This window comes from Bradyrhizobium sp. USDA 3311 (genome assembly GCF_054062495.1).
In genome coordinates, this window is record NZ_JBSSFI010000001.1 from 3,564,363 (window position 1) to 3,579,839 (window position 15,477).

The window sequence follows — 15,477 nt, forward strand, 5'->3', positions numbered from 1 at the left end:
TCGGCGGACAAGTCGCTGCGCTCGCAATGACGGTGTGGAGACAGCCTCGTTTGCCCGACGGGCAAAACACCCGCGAAGCTGTCAATCCGCATCGGCAAAAATATTCCACTTTACCGAAATTCGGATTTGTCGTATTTGTCGCCCATCCCAGCTTGACCTTGAGGGGCGATCTTGTGTCGTCACGTTTCGCGAGCCGGGTTGCGGTGGACGCGGCAGCGTCGGCACGACATGGTGCGGGCAGGGCGGGTAGTCCCTGTGAGCCCGAAACCGCGTGCGGATGAGCGGCGCTGAAAGTTCGTCTCGCCAACATTTTTCCCGCGACGTCGACGGCGCGGGAGAACCCTGTGGCGGTCGGCGAATGCGCGTACGGCAAAACCGTGTGGTCCTGGCCGTCGTTGCTACGGTCAAGCCTTTTGCGGAGGTGCACGCGAGCCCGACCGGGCGGACGGCATCGTCAATTCGCGGGGTGAGGGAGGCCAGAAGGAACTCGGCTCCCGGGAGATCACGGCATAAGCCGTCAGACCACTGCGCAGGGAAGGCCGAGTGTTTTGGCTGCACCTGTATGCCGCTGTGCATCTTTTCATGCGCTACACGCGCACAGCGGACCGCGGGTGCCAGCCGGCACCCGGCCTTCCCTGCGCCCTCTTGGCTGAAAGAGGGTGGAGCGATGAAGCAAAGCTCGGGCGAAATGCGCCGCGGGGACGTGAAGGCGTGTCTGCGAGTCGAGAAGCGAGCCAGAAGATGACGACGATTCGTCTTGCTCCGTCCTTGCGAGCGCAGCGACTTGTCCGCCGAAGCCTTAGCGAAGGCGGAAGCAATCCAGAGTCTTTCCGCGGAGGGATTCTGGATTGCTTCGCTGCGCTCGCAATGACGATGTGGAAACTACGGGCGCTTATCTCTCGCCGTTGTGCGGGGATGACGGAGCTGATACTGCCGTCATTGCGAGCGCCGCGAAATCTTACACAAGCTTTGGCCGCGCCATCGGTGCGGAAGTTGCGCTCAGGCTGCGGGCCTTCGCCTCATCCCTGGCTCGCCACGCGCGCACGGTCGAGATGCGCCTCGATCTTCGGGCGGTCGCGGGTGCGCTCGAAGCTGGTGCAGAGCAGTTCGGTTTCCTCGAGCGAGACGGGGGCGCGATACAGCCGGCACATGAATTCGGCGGTTGCGCGTCCCTTCGCGGCGGCCGGGCCGATGCCAAGGCTGCGTTCGGCGAGAAACATGCAGTCCCGGCAGATGCTGGCATCGAGCCGCTGGTGAGCTGCGTCGAGGTGATTGAGGATCTCCCGCAGCGAGTCGCGCAGCCTGATGCACTCCTCGGTTCCGAGCGCCGTGACCGCATTCACCACGTGGTTGATCGGGTCGTGCTGGCTCAGGCACTTCTCGCCCTGCGCGGTGACGTGGAGCACCACGGAACGCTTGTCCTCGTGCGAGGGCTTTCGCACCAGGAAGGACCTGCTCTCGAGCGTCTTCACGATCTGCGATGCAGTCGCCCTGGTGGAGCCGATGAAGCCGGCGAGCGCGGACGGTGTGCGCGAAAACCTGTTGGCGCGGCCGAGAAAGCGCAGCGCCATCCATTCCCGATCGCGCAATCCATGCTGGTTGCCTTCGAAATACCAAGCCCTCGCCGCCTGGACCAGCAGCTCGACGGCCTCTCGTGCCAATGGCATGGATTTACCTCGTCCCCGGAACTTCGTCTGCGGCGTCCCGAAGCCGCCTTGCGCCCTGGTTCGCGATTAATTCGAAAGAGGTCAGACCTCCGGAGATGCCCGATGAGTACGTCGTGCCCGATTCCTGCTCGAAGGCACGGACCGCAACGCGCCCGAGCCGAACCAGCGTGCGTCGCGTCGTCCGGAGCGAGAGGCCGCGTCGCCGATGACATGCCAATCGCGTCGTCGTCGCACGGGAGCCCAAGTTGCCGTCACGAACGGACGATGGACGGGAATTGTTCAACCGAAGCCCCTGAGTTCAAGTCACAAGCAGACGTTTCTTGATATTCCACCGAAACGATGAATGAGCTTCTCAACAAAATCAAGTAGAGACGCTCTCGGAGACTGGATGTCGTTGCAGGCGAATGTAACGTTCAAGACAATCTCGCTCTTAGGGACACATGGTAGTGAACGCAATACGTTGTCCTACGGGCAGCATGCCCGCAAGTATACGACGGTTTAATTGCAGGGCACGTCGTTGTCCGCCGTTGATGCAAGTTGATGGAAGCTTGTGCATGACAAAAGCTGATGCGCGTTGATGAGTCATCCACAACTTGTGCAATGCGTCCGGAGAATCGCCGAGAGAACTTGTAGGGATTACACGCGGCGGTTGTTCCGCTCGCGGAGCCGTCTCCGCTTCCGTCGCGGCCGCCCGATGAGTCATCCGAACGGTTGATGCGCTCACGACGGGTCGCGGTGGCGGTGACGGGAGGCATGCGCCGGCCGCGTGACTGGATGCGCGACCGACTGTAGAAACAATGAGCAGGGCGAGATCGCGGGCGCGTCGTGCGCCGTCTCACCTGCTACTCGCCCTTGAGCATGTCCCTCAGCTCGCGGAACGGATCTGCGCTCGGCTGAGCCGATGCGTCTTGCCGCATTGCGCTGTAGATTCTCGGAACCAGGTCGATCGCCTGGTCGAGGCCCGAATCACGTCCCGACTGGTATCCGCCCATCAGGCGAAGATCGCGCGTGTCCTCGTATTTGGCGATCATGGTGCGCAGCTTGCTCACCAATTCGCGCTCTTCGGGGTCCCAGACGTTATGGGCGAGGCGGGAGACCGAGGCCAGAACGTCCACGGCCGGATAGCGCGCCTGGTCGGCGATGTGCCTGGAGAGCACGATGTGCCCGTCGAGCGTGCTGCGAATGGTGTCGGCGATCGGCTCGTTGTGATCGTCGCCGTCGACCAGCACGGAGAAAATTCCGGTGATCGTTCCGGATCCCTCCTCGCCGGGGCCGGCGCGCTCCAGAAGGCGCGGCAGGTCCGTGAAGACCGTCGGCGCGTAGCCGCGCGCGACCGCGGGCTCGCCGGCGGCGAGCGCGACCTCGCGGGCGGCATGGGCGAAACGGGTGATCGAATCGACCACAAGCAGAACCGATTCGCCCCGATCGCGGAAATATTCGGCTACCGCCATGGCCGTCTTCGGCGCCAGCCGCCGCATCATCGGGCTCTCGTCGCCCGTCGATACGATGGTGACCGCACGATTGCGATTGGCGCCCAGCACGTCCTCGATGAATTCGCGCACTTCGCGGCCGCGCTCGCCGACGAGCGCCAGCACGACGGTGTCGAAGCCCTGGCTGCGGGCAAGCATCGCGAGCAACGTCGATTTGCCGACGCCGGAGCCGGCAAAGATGCCGACGCGCTGGCCGGCGCAGATCGGGGCGAACAGGTCGATGACGCGCACGCCGGTGCGCAGCGGCTTGTGGACGCGCGCGCGCTTCATGGCCGAGGGCGCCTCGGCCTCCGCCGAGACGGCGCGCGATCCTGGCGTCAGCGGACCTTGTCCGTCCAGCGGGGCGCCGAGCGCGTTGATGACGCGGCCCTTCCAGCTCGGATCGGGCGCGAAAGACAATGGCGGCATGCGGTAGGCGACGGAACCGAGGCCGCCGGCAAATTGCCGGTCGAACGGCTTGGCGATGATGCCCTCGCTGTCGATCCGCACCACCTCGCCGATCTGGGGCTTGCCGCCGGAGTGGACGCCGATGAGTTCACCGAGCCTGACGAAGCGCGACAGGCCGGAGACACGGAAATGCGTCGGCGCGATCTCGGAGATCGCGCCGCTGACGCTTGCCAGGGGAGTGCTCTGCTGAAGCTCCAGCAGCGCCCACTCGAGTTGCCGAAGAGCGTTCAAAGAGACCGTCCACCCTCATTGCGCACGGGGCGCACTCTACTTGCCGGGCTCGCCCAGCGTCCGGATTGCGTTCTGGAGCGAGCTCTCGGTGCCCTCGATCATCGAATTGGTGCCGTCGAAGGCGCGCGAGGCCGCCATCAGCTTCGTCAATTCCATCATCGGATTGGCGCCGGAGCCCTCGACATAGCCTTGCTTGAAGCCGTCGCGGGAGAAATCGGCGATGGCGGTCGCAGGCCGGTCGGGCGTCACGCCCGAATTGCCGTAGCGCTCGAGATTGGCATCAGTGGGAATGTTGAACAGGCCGATGGTGCCGATCTCGTTGTTGTCCTGGGTGATCGCGCCGCTGCGTGCGATCGAGACCGGCCCGCCGTTCGGGTCGAGCGTGATCTGCGCGCCGCCGGCATCGATGACGGGGAAGCCGGCCACCGTCTGAAGGTCGCCGTTGGCGGCGATCTGGAGCCGGCCGTCACGCGTATAGACCGTGCCGTTCGGGCCGGCGAAGGCGAGCCAGCCCTGACCGACCACGGCGACGTCGAGCGGATTGCCGCTCTCGGTGATGTTGCCGGTCTCGCGCGAAATGATGTTGTCGCCGGGCGAGGAGAACGCGACCGGGTTCGCGCCGGCCTTGGACAGCACGGTCTCGAACTTCACCACGTCGGTGCGGAACGCCGCCGTGTTGACGTTGGCGACGTTGTTGGCGATCGTCTGGAGGCGCTTTTCGAGGGCGACCTGCGCCGACAATCCCACATAGAGAGCCGATTGCATGACTTACTTCCCGAACCGGATGGATTGAAGCTTCGTGAGCATGTCGGTATCCAGGCTGGCCGACGTCGCCGCGCCGCCGATCAGGACCAGCGCGGGGTTGGTCGAGTTGTCGCTCTGGGCCTGGGTCGCGTCCCACATCGCCGCGAAGCGCTGCACGAACTTGGTGACCTTGGTCGGGTCCTGGAAATCGGTGAGGTCGATCTTGTCCGTGATCATCTTGGCCTGGGCATCGATGTCGGACGAGCTGATCGTCGACGACCAGCCCATGGCGGTCTGGACGACCTGGGTCAGCGCCTTGTCGGCGAGGATCTGGTAGGCATTCGTGATCGTGGACGCCTTGCGGGTGAAATAGAGCGCCAGCCGCAGGCCCTCGTTCTGGTCGCCGGCCTTCTGCTCCATCGTCTGCGTGACGTACTGGGTGGCCGTGCCGGTCGTGGCTGCGGTGGTCTGGGTCGCCTTGTCGCCGAGGGCGGCGAAATTGAAGGCGGTGGCGAATTCCCGGTAACGGGCGTCGGTGAGCTTGTTGGCGAAGGCGTCCTTGTTCGAGACCCCCTCGGTCAGCACCTTGCGCATGAACGCCTTGGCGTAGGTCATGTCGCTGAGGCCATAGGCCTTCATGGCATAGGTGTAGAGGCGGTAGTCCTTCAGGAAGTCGTCGATCGTCTTCACGTTGCCGATATGGCTGAGGAAGTAATCGGTCTCGCGGCTGACATCCGGCTGGGTCGCGACCTGCGTCATCGACTTGCCCAGGTCCTTGGTCAATCTGGTGTAGTCCGCGATCGTGGATAGCATGACCCGCGCCCCTCTGGTCGCCATTGCGACATCGTCCCAAGCTGCCGTGAATTGCTTGCGCGGGGCTGGCGAGCGGGAAGCCAGCTTCGCGCAAGCGTCGCCGACTAGATATTCCCGGTGGGATCGGCGATGGAGTGGCGCGTTGCTCAGTTTCGTGGGGATTTTCATCACGGTGGCGGCGCTGCTTGGCGGATTTGCCGCCATGGGCGGGCATCTGGCCGTGCTGATGCAGCCGTGGGAGTTCGTGATCATCATGGGCACCGCGGTCGGCACCTTCATCGTCGCCAATCCGTGGAAGACGGTCGTGGATACCGGGGTAGCCTGCATGCAGGCCATCACCGGCGCGGTGCCGGGCCAGCGCTACTATCTCGACCTGCTCGGGGCGCTGCATGCCCTGATGCGCGAGCTGCGGGGCAAGGGCCGCAACGAGGTCGAGGCGCATATCGACGACCCCGCGTCCTCCGAGATCTTCAAGGCGTTCCCGAGCGTGCTCGGTGACCCGTCGCTGCTCCAGTTCATCTGCGACTATGTCCGTCTCATCATCATGGGCAATGCGCGCACGCACGAGATCGAAGCGCTGATGGACGAGGAGATCCACACAATCGTGAAGGGCAAGCTGGCGCCCTACCATTCGCTGGTGACGGTCTCCGAGGCGTTGCCGGCGCTCGGCATCGTCGCCGCGGTGCTCGGCGTCATCAAGGCGATGGGCGCGCTCGACCAGTCGCCGAAGTTGCTGGGTGGCTTCATCGGCGCCGCCCTGGTCGGCACCTTCGCCGGCATCTTCCTGTCCTACGGCATCATTTCGCCCTTCGCGATCAAGATCAAGATGACGCGCGAGAAGAAGTGCCGGCCCTACATCATCGTCAAGCAGACGCTGCTGGCATTCATGAACGGCGCCATGCCGCAGATCGCGGTCGAGCACGGCCGCAAGATGATCTCGAGCAGCGAGCGTCCGTCGATCGATGTCGTCGAGAACGAGACGATCGCGGGTCCGAAGGCTGTCGTGGCTGACGCTGAACCGAAGGCGGCACGCGCATGACGATGGAAGACGTCGAGGTCGATCAGCGGAAGCAGTTGCCGAACTACCTGCTGGACGCGGCCGGCATATCGATCGAACGCATGCCGATGCTCAATGTGATCTTCGATCGCATGGCGGCATCCTGCACCGACAGCCTCCAGCCGATGGCGGGAACGCCCTGCTATTTCTCGGTCAACGGCATCACCAATGATCGGGTCGGCGACATCATCAAGGACTACGAGGCCAACGCGGTCGCCGCCGTGCTCTATGCCGAGCAGTGGGACTCCCGCATCATCATCATGCTCGACCGCGACTTCGTGTTCACGATGGTCGAGGCGATGTTCGGCTCCGATGGTGCCGAACCGCCGCTCGACGTCGAGCGCTCGTTCTCGAACATCGAGATCCGCCTGGTCCAGGCGCTGTTCGAGCGCTTCGCCAAGGCGCTGCAATCCGCCTTCGCCGGCACGTCCAACGTCACCTTCCGTGTCGAGCGGGTCGAGACCGCGATGGCCTCGCTGGCGATCGGGCGGAGCGGCAACATGTCGATCTGCGCGAACATCATGTTGCAGGCGCTCTACCGCGGCGGCCAGATGTTCCTCATCATTCCGCACTCCGCGCTCAACCCGCTGCGCCAGAAGCTCGCCCATGTCGTCGTCAGCGACGGCCGTGCGTCCGATCCGCGCTGGCGCGAGCAGATGGAGAGCGAGGTCCACCGCACCGAAGTGACGTTGAGCGCGGTGCTCGATGAGAAGATGGTGACCCTCGGCGACGTCGTGAAGTTCCAGGTCGGGCAGGTGCTCGAGCTCGAAGCCACGCCGCGCACGCTGGCCCGTCTCGAAAGCAACAACCAGGTGCTGTTCTGGTGTCAGATCGGCCAGCTCGATGGCTATTACGCCATGCAGGTGGCAGATCCCGTGGATCAGAAACGGGAGTTCGTCGATGATATCCTATCTCGTTGATGCGGTGCTGCTGATTGCGCTTGCCTTCACCAGCATGCGGGTGACGCGGATGCACCGCGAGCTGGCGCGGCTGCGCAGTTACCAGGGCGAATTCTCGACCATCGTCCACGAGACGGCGGGCGCCTTCGACACGGTCATCACCGCGGCGCATGACTCGACCGCAAATCTCGGACGGCTCGCCAACGTGCTGAGCACGAAGATCGACCAGGCCCACGAGGCGATCGCGGCGCTCGACGCCAGGAGCGGGCTCGCGTCCGCAGCGACCGGGAGCGGCGCCGACGTGAACAAGCACTGAAGCCGGGGCCGGCGAACCAGATACGACCGGAACGCCGTGGCGCTCCGGGAGCGGAAATACCAAGAGGCGATACCAAATGGCGCAATCCTTCGACTATGAGTCTGCATCTGCATCGGAAGAGACCGAGACGTCTCCGCTGGAGCGGCTGGCCGAGATCGCCGCGCGCACGGCGGAGGAGAGCGGCAAGTTCGCCAATGTCGATGCCATCCTGCGCATCCCCGTCACCATGCAGGTGGTGCTGGGTTCGGCCACCATCCCGGTGGCGAACCTGATGAAGCTCGGGCGCGGCGCGGTGGTTCCGCTCGACCACCGGGTCGGTGAGCCCGTCGACGTCGTCGTCAACGGCCGTATCGTCGCCCGCGGCGAAGTGGTCGTCGTCGAAGAGGACAATTCCCGCTTCGGTGTCTCGCTCACGGAGATCGTTGGACCGCTGGGGCAGGGTGATACCTGACCATGGCGGCACAGGTCGGCATCGCTCCCATCAAGCAGCGAGGCGTTGCCACGCTGGGCGGAACGGAGAAGGTCGCGGCACTCCTGCTGGCCATGGGCCGGCAGGCGGCCGCGAGCGTGCTCGCGCAGTTCGAGCCGCAGGATATCCGCATCGTGACCAAGGCCGCGGCCGAGCTGCGGCCGATCACCGCGCAGGAGCTGGAGGGGATCGTCGAGGAGTTCGCCCAGCAGTTCTCGATGGGTGCCAACATTCTCGGCACGCTCGGCGGCCTCGAGGCCGTGCTTGGCGACGTGCTACCGGCCGACCAGGTCTCGGCGATCATGACGGACCTGCTCGGCAATTCGAGCCGGTCGGTGTGGGATCGTGTCTCGTCGGTGTCGGAAAATTCGCTGGCGACCTACCTGTCCAAGGAGCATCCGCAGACCGCGGCCCTCATCCTGTCCAAGGTCAAGCCGGCCTGTGCCGCCAAGGTGATGAGCCAGTTGCCGTCCAGCCTGCGCAACGAATTGATGCGGCGCGTGCTCAGCCTCAAGCCGATCGCCGACGACGCGATGAAGGTTCTCGAGAAGACGCTGCACGAGGACCTGACGCTGAACTTCGCCCGCAACCTCGGCGCGGACACCTATGCCCGCGTCGCCGACATCATCAACAAGATGGAGCGCGGCCACATCGAGGACATGCTGAAGAGCCTGTCGGAGAAGCGGCCGAAATCGGCCGAAGTGCTGAAGGAGCTGCTGTTCACCTTCGACGACGTGATCCACCTGACGCCGAAGGCGCGCACCATGATCTTCGATCAGGTGCCGACCGATCGCATCGTCATCGCGCTGAAGGGGACCGACAAGAACTTCCGCGAGCTGATCCTGTCGTCGGTCGCATCGCGCGTCCGCCGCGTCGTCGAGCACGAGCTCGCGATCGGCGAACCGTCGAACCAGCGCGACGTGCTGGAGGCCCGGCGCGTGATCACCGATCTCGCGCTCGACCTCGCGGAGAAGGGCGAAATCGAGCTCAACCCCGAGCAGGAGGATGAGCTGGTCTTCCGCTGACCGCTGAACGGGCATGGCAGAAACAACCGATCAGGAGAGCAAGACAGAAGAGCCGACCGAGAAGAAAGTCCGCGATTCGCTCGAACAGGGCAAAATTCCGGTCTCTCGGGAGGCTTCCATCTTCGCGTCGATGGCGGCGCTGATGGTCATCCAGATGTTCCTGATCGGCCAGGGCGTGCAGCAATTGACGCCGACCCTGAAGAGCCTCCTCGACGATCCCGAGGGCTTCCCCCTCGCCACCGGGGCGGACGCGCAGAACCTCCTCACCGTGGTGGGACTCGAGGCGCTGCGATTCCTGGTGCCGCTGCTGGTCGTTTTGCTCGTGTTCGGGCTGGCATCGTCGCTGCTGCAAAACGCGCCCAACCTGGTGCTTCAACGCATCATGCCGGACCTTTCGCGAATTTCCCCGGTGAGCGGCTGGAACCGGCTGTTCGGAACGCAGGGCCTCGTCGAGTTCGCCAAGTCGCTGTTCAAGCTCGCCTCGGTGACCGTCGTCGTCGCCTTCGTGCTGCGCTCGTCCGAAGCGAAGGCGTTCGAGGCGATGTACACCGACCCCGTCGCGCTGCCGGAGATGATCCTCAACATCGCGATGCGGATCGTCTCGGCGATCTGTATCGCGACCATCGTCCTGGTCGCGATCGACCTCGCCTGGGCGCGCTTCCACTGGCGGCGCGAGCTGCGCATGACCCGGCAGGAGATCAAGGACGAGCACAAGCAGGCCGAAGGCGACCCGCTGGTCAAGGCGCGCCTGCGCTCGCTGGCGCGCGACCGCTCGCGACAGCGGATGATCGCCTCCGCATCGCGCGCGACGCTGGTGATCGCGAACCCGACGCACTTTGCGATCGCACTGCGCTACAACCGCGAGGAAAACCCGGCGCCGCTCGTGGTGGCCAAGGGCATGGACGTGATCGCGCTGAAGATCCGCGAAGTCGCGGAGAAGAATAGAATCCCCGTGATCGAGAACAAGGTTCTGGCGCGCGCGCTCTACGAGGCCGTTCAGGTCGATCAGGTGATTCCGGCCGAATTCTTCCGGCCCGTCGCCGAGATCATCTACTTCCTGCAGTCGAAGCAGACGACCCGGCCCGAGAAGGTCCAGTAGATTTCCGAGGATGGTGCTTCGCCCAACAGCTTGACGAAAGCTTAACGCCCTAGGCTTCTCCTCGAATGGACCAGAATGGGACTGTCGTGGGACCGCTTTATCTCTTCGAACTCGCATCGTCGCAAGCGCGGTACCTCGAACTCCGCCAGTCGACCATCGCCACCAACGTCGCCAACGCGAATACGCCGGGCTTCAAGGCGCGCGACGTCGAGCCGTTCAACAAGGTGCTCGACGGAATGCCGGTCAGGCTCGCGACGACGTCACCGACGCACATGCAGCTTTCCGCGACCGAGACCGACACGCGTGCGACCTCCAAGAAGGACAGCTGGGACGTGGTTCACTCCGGAAATTCCGTCAGTCTCGAGCAGGAGATGATCAAGGGCAACGACGTCAATCGCGACTACTCGATGAACTCGGCGGTCGTGCGGTCGTTCCACCGCATGCTGCTGTCGAGCGTGAAGACCTGAGGTGAATTGACATGCTGGACTCACTGAGCGCCTCCCTGACGGTTGCGAGCTCCGGGCTCGAAGCGCAGTCGACGCGCATGCGCATCGTCTCGGAAAACCTCGCCAACGCGACGTCGACGGGACGGACCGCCGGCGCCGATCCGTATCAGCGCAAGACGATCACCTTCGATGCCGCGATGGACCGTGCCTCGGGCGCGCAGCTCGCGAAGGTCAAGGAGGTCGGCGTCGACACTACGCCGTACCGCGTGGAGTACGATCCGGGGCATCCCGCCGCAGACAAGTCCGGCTACGTCAAGCTGCCGAACGTCAACATGATGATCGAGATGGCCGACATGCGGGAAGTCAACCGGTCCTATGAAGCCAATCTCCAGGTCGTGAAACAGGTGAGGTCGATGCTGGGCATGACCATCGACCTTCTGAGGAGCTGACAATGCTTGAGGCAATTTCGTCCACGGCGATCTCCGCAGGCCAGGCGGCGAGCCGCGCAACCGAGACGCAGGCGATCGCGCCCGCGGCGCCGACCGCGATCCAGTCCGGCGGCGACGTCGGCTTCGATTCGGTGATGAAGCAGGTGACGACGGACGCGATCGGCACGCTGAAGGCGGGCGAGGCGGCGTCGATCTCGGCGATGCAGGGCAAGGAATCGACGCGGCGCGTCGTCGAGGCGCTGATGTCGGCCGAGCAAGCCTTGCAGACGGCGGTCGCGGTTCGCGACAAGGTCGTGCAGGCCTACCAAGAAGTCGTTCGTATGTCGATTTGATCTGAAGGAGTCACATTGTGAAATCGCTTGCCATTGCGGCCACGGGCATGAATGCCCAGCAGACCAATATCGAAGTCATCGCCAACAACATCGCCAACATCAACTCGACGTCGTACAAGCGGGCGCGCGCGGAGTTCACCGATCTGTTCTACCAGATGGACCGGATGCAGGGCGTCGCGAACGTCAACGGCTCGTCGCCGATTCCGGAAGGCGCCAATCTCGGCCTCGGCGTCAAGTCGGCGGCGATCCGCAAGCTGCACATCCAGGGCGCGCTCACCCAGACCGGCAATCCCTACGACCTCGCGATCAACGGCCGCGGCTGGTTCCAGGTGCTGGGCCCGAACAACGAGGTGCAATACACCCGCGCGGGTTCGTTCAACACCAATGCCAACAGTCAACTCGTCACCACCGACGGCTACCTGCTGGATCCCGCAATCACGATCCCGCAGGGGACGGTCGAGGTCACGGTCAACCAGACCGGACAGGTGTTCGCCAAGCTGGACACGGAAGTGAACCCGCGGCAGATCGGCCAGCTCAACCTCGCCAACTTCGCCAACGAGGCAGGCCTCGAGCCGCTCGGCAGCAATCTCTATCGCGAGACCACGGCGTCCGGCACGCCGGTCGTCGGACTGCCGGGCGATGCCGGCTACGGCAAGATCAACCAGAAATATCTCGAGGCCTCGAACGTCGATCCGGTCAAGGAAATCACCGAGCTGATCTCGGCGCAGCGCGCCTACGAAATGAATGCCAAGGTCATCCAGGCTTCGGATGAAATGGCCTCGACCGTATCGAAGGGCCTTCGCTAGTTCCGGTGTGTCCATGTTGAACAGGGTGGGCCTGATCGTGCGCGGGTTGGCCGCCGTGCTGCTGGTTCTCGTCTCGGCGCGCGTCGCTGCAGCCGAGGAGAAGCGGCTTCCCGTGCCGGCCGTGTCGATCCGCGCCGGCGAGCTGATCCGGGACGACATGATCACGGAGCGCGCCTTCGCGCCGAACCTGCTCGGCGTCGCCCAGTTCATCGAAGGACGCCAGATCCTGGTCGGCCGCATGGCCCGGCGCGCGCTGCTGCCGGGCCAGCCCATCCCGACCAACTCGGTGGAAGATCCCTGGACCGTCGCCCGCGGCGCCATGGTCAAGGTCGTCGTCGAGGACAGCGGCCTGTCGATCGTCACCTACGGCTCGGCGATGCAATCGGGCGCCGCCGGCGCACTGATTCCAGTGCGAAACACCGACACCGGCGTGATCATCAGGGGCGTCGTCCAGCCGGACGGCACCGTCAAGGTCGTGGACGGATCATGACCAGGCTCCTGCTTGCGCTCATCCTTGTCGTTTCCGCGGCCAGCGCCCAGGCCGCCGTCCGCATCAAGGACATCGCGGACATCAAGGGATTGCGTGAAAACCAGATCGTCGGCTACGGCCTCGTCATCGGCCTGAACGGCACCGGCGACACGCTTCGCAATGCTCCGTTCACGGAGCAGTCCCTGCAATCGATGCTCGAGAACATGGGCATCAATGTCAGGAACGAGACCACGAGCACCACCAACCCCGCACGCCCGACCACCCTGCGCACGCGCAACGTCGCCGCCGTGATGGTGACCGCGGACCTGCAACCTTCGATCGGGGCAGGCGAGCGGATGGACGTGACCGTGTCGTCGCTCGGCGATGCGACCTCGCTGCTCGGCGGCACGCTGGTGATGACGTCGCTGCGCGCGGCGGACGGCGCGGTCTATGCGGTGGCACAGGGCGCGGTCACGGTCGCCGGCTACAGCGTGGGAGGTCAGGCGCAGAACGTCAGCCAGGGCACCCCGACCGCGGGCCGCATTCCGAACGGCGCGCTGGTCGAGCGAGAGGTGCAGGGAAGCCTCCATGAGATGGAATTCCTGGTGCTTGAGCTCAAGAACCCGGACTTCGTCACCGCAACGCGCATCCTCGATGCGATCAACCGCTACGCCGGCGGCCGCTATCGCGCGCAGATCGCCTTCGAGCGCGACTACCGCACCATCGTCTTGTCGAAGCCGCGCCATATCGGCCCGGTCCGCTTCCTCGCCGAAATCGGCGAGCTGACGGTCGAGCCGGACACGCCGGCGCGGGTGGTGATCAACGAGCGCACCGGCACGGTGGTGATCGGACGGGACGTGCGGATATCGACGGTTGCGGTGACGCACGGCAATCTGACCGTCCGCGTCACGGAGATGCCCGTGGTGTCGCAGCCGGCGCCGTTCTCGCGCGGGCAGACGGTGGTGGTTCCCCAGACCGTGGTCGAGGCCAACGAGGCCGGATCGCAGGTGGCGATCCTGAGCGGCGTCGATCTCCAGCGCCTGGTGCGCGGATTGAACCAGATCGGCCTCAAGCCGTCAGGCATCATCGCGATCCTCCAGGCGATCAAGACGGCCGGCGCGCTCCAGGCCGATGTCATCGTCCAATGACGCATAAGCGTCGTGCAAGCTTGGTCGCTCAATGCTCAGGTCTCGACCGAGAATCGCACGCGGCCCGATGTTGAAGCTGGATCACAAAGCCAAACTCCTCCTCCTGGCCGCGGCCGCGGCGCTTGCGAGCGCTTCGCCCGTGCTGGCGCTGGATGAGGCCAGGTCGTCGAAGCCGCTCAACCTGCTTTCCTTCGCGCGCGCCCGCGCGCCCGGACCGCAGAAGCCGCGCACGCCGATCCAGGGTGACAATGCGACCACCCGGGCGACGGCGTGGGCGGCCGAAGATACCGGACCGGCGATCACCGGTGCGGTGCCGGCTTCCGAGACGCCTGCACCGGCGCCAGCGCCTGCACCCGCGCCGGTACGTCCGGCCAAGCCCGGCAGTGTCACGGCGCCGCCAAAGCCCGCACCGCCGCAGGCCGCTGCGACCGCGGACAACGAGGTCGCGCTGTTCTGCAGCAACGTGGCGGATCCCGCCGTCGATGCGAGATTGGCCTGGCAGCTCAAGGAGCTGGAGAAGGCCGAGACCCAGCTCCGCGAGCGGATCGCCGAGGTCGAGGCCAAGCGCGCCGAATACGAGAAGTGGATGGCGCTGCGCGACGACTTCCTGAAGAAGGCCGAGGCCCAGGTCGTCGAGATCTACTCGCGCATGAAGCCGGACGCCGCGGCCACCCAGATCGCCGGCATGGCGGACGAGACCGCCGCCGCCGTGCTCGCCAAGCTCAGCCCGAGGAGCTCGAGCGCGATCTTCAACGAGATGGATACGGCGCGCGCCGCGCACCTCGCCGATTTGCTCGGCGGAATGCGCCGCGTGGATGACGGAAAGACCAAATAGATGAAGAATCTGATCCTCATCCTGCCGCTCTTGATGCTTACCGGATGCGTCGGTGATCCGGCGGACGCCCTGACCGGCCCGCGCTTGTCGCCGGTCGGAAGCGGCCTGAGGACGCAGGCCGACCCGATCCCGGTGACGCCGCGCATGCGCACGCCGGTCAGCTATCGCTCGACCTGGGACGACGGCACCGATCTCTACCGCGATCCCCGCGCCCGGCGCACCGGCGACGTCGTGACGGTGATCATCTCGATGCAGGACAAGGCCAAGCTCGACAACAAGACCGGCCGCTCGCGCGATTCGCAGATCAAGTTCGGGCTCGACTGGCTGATGGACGTCGCAGGATGGGCCGACAAGGGGCAAACCACCGCCAACCTCAGCACCAACACCCAGATCAAGGGCAACGGCCAGATCGATCGCACGGAGGACATCAAGCTGTCCATCGCCGCCATCGTCACCGACGTGTTGCCGAACGGCAATATGATGATCAGCGGCTCGCAGGAGTTCCGCGTCAACACCGAGATGCGCGTGCTCAATGTCGGCGGCATCGTGCGTCCGCGCGATATCTCGCGAACCAACACGATTTCCTACGAAAAGATCGCGGAGGCGCGCGTGTCCTATGGTGGTCAGGGAAATCTGTCGGATGTGCAGCAGCCTGGATGGGGACATCGGATCTATGACGCCGTGGCACCGTTCTGAGGTTCGCAGCCCTCGGGCCGCGTCGCGAGGGCAGGGGAC

At 64.8% G+C, this 15,477-nt stretch carries 18 protein-coding genes; 14 read left to right on the top strand and 4 right to left on the bottom strand.

Annotated features, from left to right (window positions below):
- Positions 1-1,019: 1,019 nt before the first annotated feature.
- The 4 genes from ACVWW6_RS16915 to ACVWW6_RS16930 form a co-directional block, all read right to left on the bottom strand.
- Positions 1,020-1,667, bottom strand: a complete 648-nt coding sequence (locus ACVWW6_RS16915; RefSeq protein WP_456681090.1) for a MarR family winged helix-turn-helix transcriptional regulator — start codon at positions 1,665-1,667, stop codon at positions 1,020-1,022.
- An 842-nt stretch (positions 1,668-2,509) separates the two neighbouring features.
- On the bottom strand, positions 2,510-3,835 hold the full coding sequence (fliI, locus tag ACVWW6_RS16920) for a flagellar protein export ATPase FliI (RefSeq protein WP_456681091.1): 1,326 nt from the start codon (positions 3,833-3,835) through the stop codon (positions 2,510-2,512).
- 36 nt (positions 3,836-3,871) lie between these two features.
- Positions 3,872-4,600, bottom strand: a complete 729-nt coding sequence (flgF, locus tag ACVWW6_RS16925) for a flagellar basal-body rod protein FlgF (protein ID WP_011089622.1) — start codon at positions 4,598-4,600, stop codon at positions 3,872-3,874.
- Positions 4,601-4,603: 3 nt separating this feature from the next.
- On the bottom strand, positions 4,604-5,392 hold the full coding sequence (locus ACVWW6_RS16930; protein WP_028175215.1) for a DUF1217 domain-containing protein: 789 nt from the start codon (positions 5,390-5,392) through the stop codon (positions 4,604-4,606).
- A gap of 142 nt (positions 5,393-5,534) precedes the next feature.
- Here ACVWW6_RS16930 and motA point away from each other — a divergent pair, with 142 nt between their 5' ends.
- From motA to flgH, 14 genes are all read left to right on the top strand, one after another.
- Entirely contained in the window at positions 5,535-6,431 is an 897-nt protein-coding gene (gene motA / locus ACVWW6_RS16935; RefSeq protein WP_028175216.1) for a flagellar motor stator protein MotA, read from the top strand.
- Positions 6,428-7,369, top strand: a complete 942-nt coding sequence (locus ACVWW6_RS16940) for a flagellar motor switch protein FliM (RefSeq protein WP_011089619.1) — start codon at positions 6,428-6,430, stop codon at positions 7,367-7,369. Before motA ends, ACVWW6_RS16940 begins: the two co-directional genes overlap by 4 nt.
- The gene (locus ACVWW6_RS16945; RefSeq protein WP_011089618.1) at positions 7,350-7,664 is read left to right on the top strand and encodes a hypothetical protein; all 315 of its coding nucleotides are present in this window, start codon (positions 7,350-7,352) and stop codon (positions 7,662-7,664) included. Before ACVWW6_RS16940 ends, ACVWW6_RS16945 begins: the two co-directional genes overlap by 20 nt.
- A gap of 76 nt (positions 7,665-7,740) precedes the next feature.
- A complete protein-coding gene (gene fliN, locus ACVWW6_RS16950) occupies positions 7,741-8,115 on the top strand; it encodes a flagellar motor switch protein FliN (protein ID WP_011089617.1) in 375 nt (124 codons plus the stop codon).
- Between the two features lie 2 nt (positions 8,116-8,117).
- Entirely contained in the window at positions 8,118-9,158 is a 1,041-nt protein-coding gene (locus ACVWW6_RS16955; protein ID WP_011089616.1) for a flagellar motor switch protein FliG, read from the top strand.
- 13 nt (positions 9,159-9,171) lie between these two features.
- Positions 9,172-10,257 (top strand): flagellar biosynthesis protein FlhB, encoded by a 1,086-nt coding sequence (flhB, locus tag ACVWW6_RS16960; RefSeq protein WP_011089615.1) that lies wholly within the window; start codon positions 9,172-9,174, stop codon positions 10,255-10,257.
- 65 nt (positions 10,258-10,322) lie between these two features.
- Positions 10,323-10,724, top strand: a complete 402-nt coding sequence (gene flgB / locus ACVWW6_RS16965; protein ID WP_011089614.1) for a flagellar basal body rod protein FlgB — start codon at positions 10,323-10,325, stop codon at positions 10,722-10,724.
- Between the two features lie 11 nt (positions 10,725-10,735).
- On the top strand, positions 10,736-11,152 hold the full coding sequence (gene flgC / locus ACVWW6_RS16970; protein WP_011089613.1) for a flagellar basal body rod protein FlgC: 417 nt from the start codon (positions 10,736-10,738) through the stop codon (positions 11,150-11,152).
- Between the two features lie 2 nt (positions 11,153-11,154).
- A complete protein-coding gene (locus tag ACVWW6_RS16975) occupies positions 11,155-11,484 on the top strand; it encodes a flagellar hook-basal body complex protein FliE (RefSeq protein WP_011089612.1) in 330 nt (109 codons plus the stop codon).
- 17 nt (positions 11,485-11,501) lie between these two features.
- Entirely contained in the window at positions 11,502-12,290 is a 789-nt protein-coding gene (gene flgG / locus ACVWW6_RS16980) for a flagellar basal-body rod protein FlgG (protein WP_011089611.1), read from the top strand.
- A 13-nt stretch (positions 12,291-12,303) separates the two neighbouring features.
- The gene (gene flgA, locus ACVWW6_RS16985; protein ID WP_161533556.1) at positions 12,304-12,780 is read left to right on the top strand and encodes a flagellar basal body P-ring formation chaperone FlgA; all 477 of its coding nucleotides are present in this window, start codon (positions 12,304-12,306) and stop codon (positions 12,778-12,780) included.
- Complete coding sequence (flgI, locus tag ACVWW6_RS16990) at positions 12,777-13,907, top strand: flagellar basal body P-ring protein FlgI (protein WP_028175222.1); 1,131 nt, start codon at positions 12,777-12,779, stop codon at positions 13,905-13,907. Before flgA ends, flgI begins: the two co-directional genes overlap by 4 nt.
- A 67-nt stretch (positions 13,908-13,974) precedes the next feature.
- A complete protein-coding gene (locus tag ACVWW6_RS16995; protein WP_456681092.1) occupies positions 13,975-14,742 on the top strand; it encodes a MotE family protein in 768 nt (255 codons plus the stop codon).
- Positions 14,743-15,438: a flagellar basal body L-ring protein FlgH gene (gene flgH, locus ACVWW6_RS17000; RefSeq protein ID WP_011089607.1), complete on the top strand. Its 696-nt coding sequence runs from the start codon at positions 14,743-14,745 to the stop codon at positions 15,436-15,438. It abuts the gene before it with no gap.
- Positions 15,439-15,477 lie beyond the last annotated feature (39 nt).

Coding starts and splice junctions, on each gene's coding strand:
- ACVWW6_RS16975 (WP_011089612.1), top strand. CDS start 11,155: ATGCTTGAGGCAATTTCGTCCACGGCGATCTCCGCAGGCCAGGCGGCG.
- flgC (WP_011089613.1), top strand. CDS start 10,736: ATGCTGGACTCACTGAGCGCCTCCCTGACGGTTGCGAGCTCCGGGCTC.
- ACVWW6_RS16915 (WP_456681090.1), bottom strand. CDS start 1,667: ATGCCATTGGCACGAGAGGCCGTCGAGCTGCTGGTCCAGGCGGCGAGG.
- flgB (WP_011089614.1), top strand. CDS start 10,323: ATGGACCAGAATGGGACTGTCGTGGGACCGCTTTATCTCTTCGAACTC.
- ACVWW6_RS16940 (WP_011089619.1), top strand. CDS start 6,428: ATGACGATGGAAGACGTCGAGGTCGATCAGCGGAAGCAGTTGCCGAAC.
- flgI (WP_028175222.1), top strand. CDS start 12,777: ATGACCAGGCTCCTGCTTGCGCTCATCCTTGTCGTTTCCGCGGCCAGC.
- flgH (WP_011089607.1), top strand. CDS start 14,743: ATGAAGAATCTGATCCTCATCCTGCCGCTCTTGATGCTTACCGGATGC.
- ACVWW6_RS16995 (WP_456681092.1), top strand. CDS start 13,975: ATGTTGAAGCTGGATCACAAAGCCAAACTCCTCCTCCTGGCCGCGGCC.
- flhB (WP_011089615.1), top strand. CDS start 9,172: ATGGCAGAAACAACCGATCAGGAGAGCAAGACAGAAGAGCCGACCGAG.
- fliN (WP_011089617.1), top strand. CDS start 7,741: ATGGCGCAATCCTTCGACTATGAGTCTGCATCTGCATCGGAAGAGACC.
- flgF (WP_011089622.1), bottom strand. CDS start 4,600: ATGCAATCGGCTCTCTATGTGGGATTGTCGGCGCAGGTCGCCCTCGAA.
- ACVWW6_RS16930 (WP_028175215.1), bottom strand. CDS start 5,392: ATGCTATCCACGATCGCGGACTACACCAGATTGACCAAGGACCTGGGC.
- flgA (WP_161533556.1), top strand. CDS start 12,304: ATGTTGAACAGGGTGGGCCTGATCGTGCGCGGGTTGGCCGCCGTGCTG.
- ACVWW6_RS16945 (WP_011089618.1), top strand. CDS start 7,350: ATGATATCCTATCTCGTTGATGCGGTGCTGCTGATTGCGCTTGCCTTC.
- ACVWW6_RS16955 (WP_011089616.1), top strand. CDS start 8,118: ATGGCGGCACAGGTCGGCATCGCTCCCATCAAGCAGCGAGGCGTTGCC.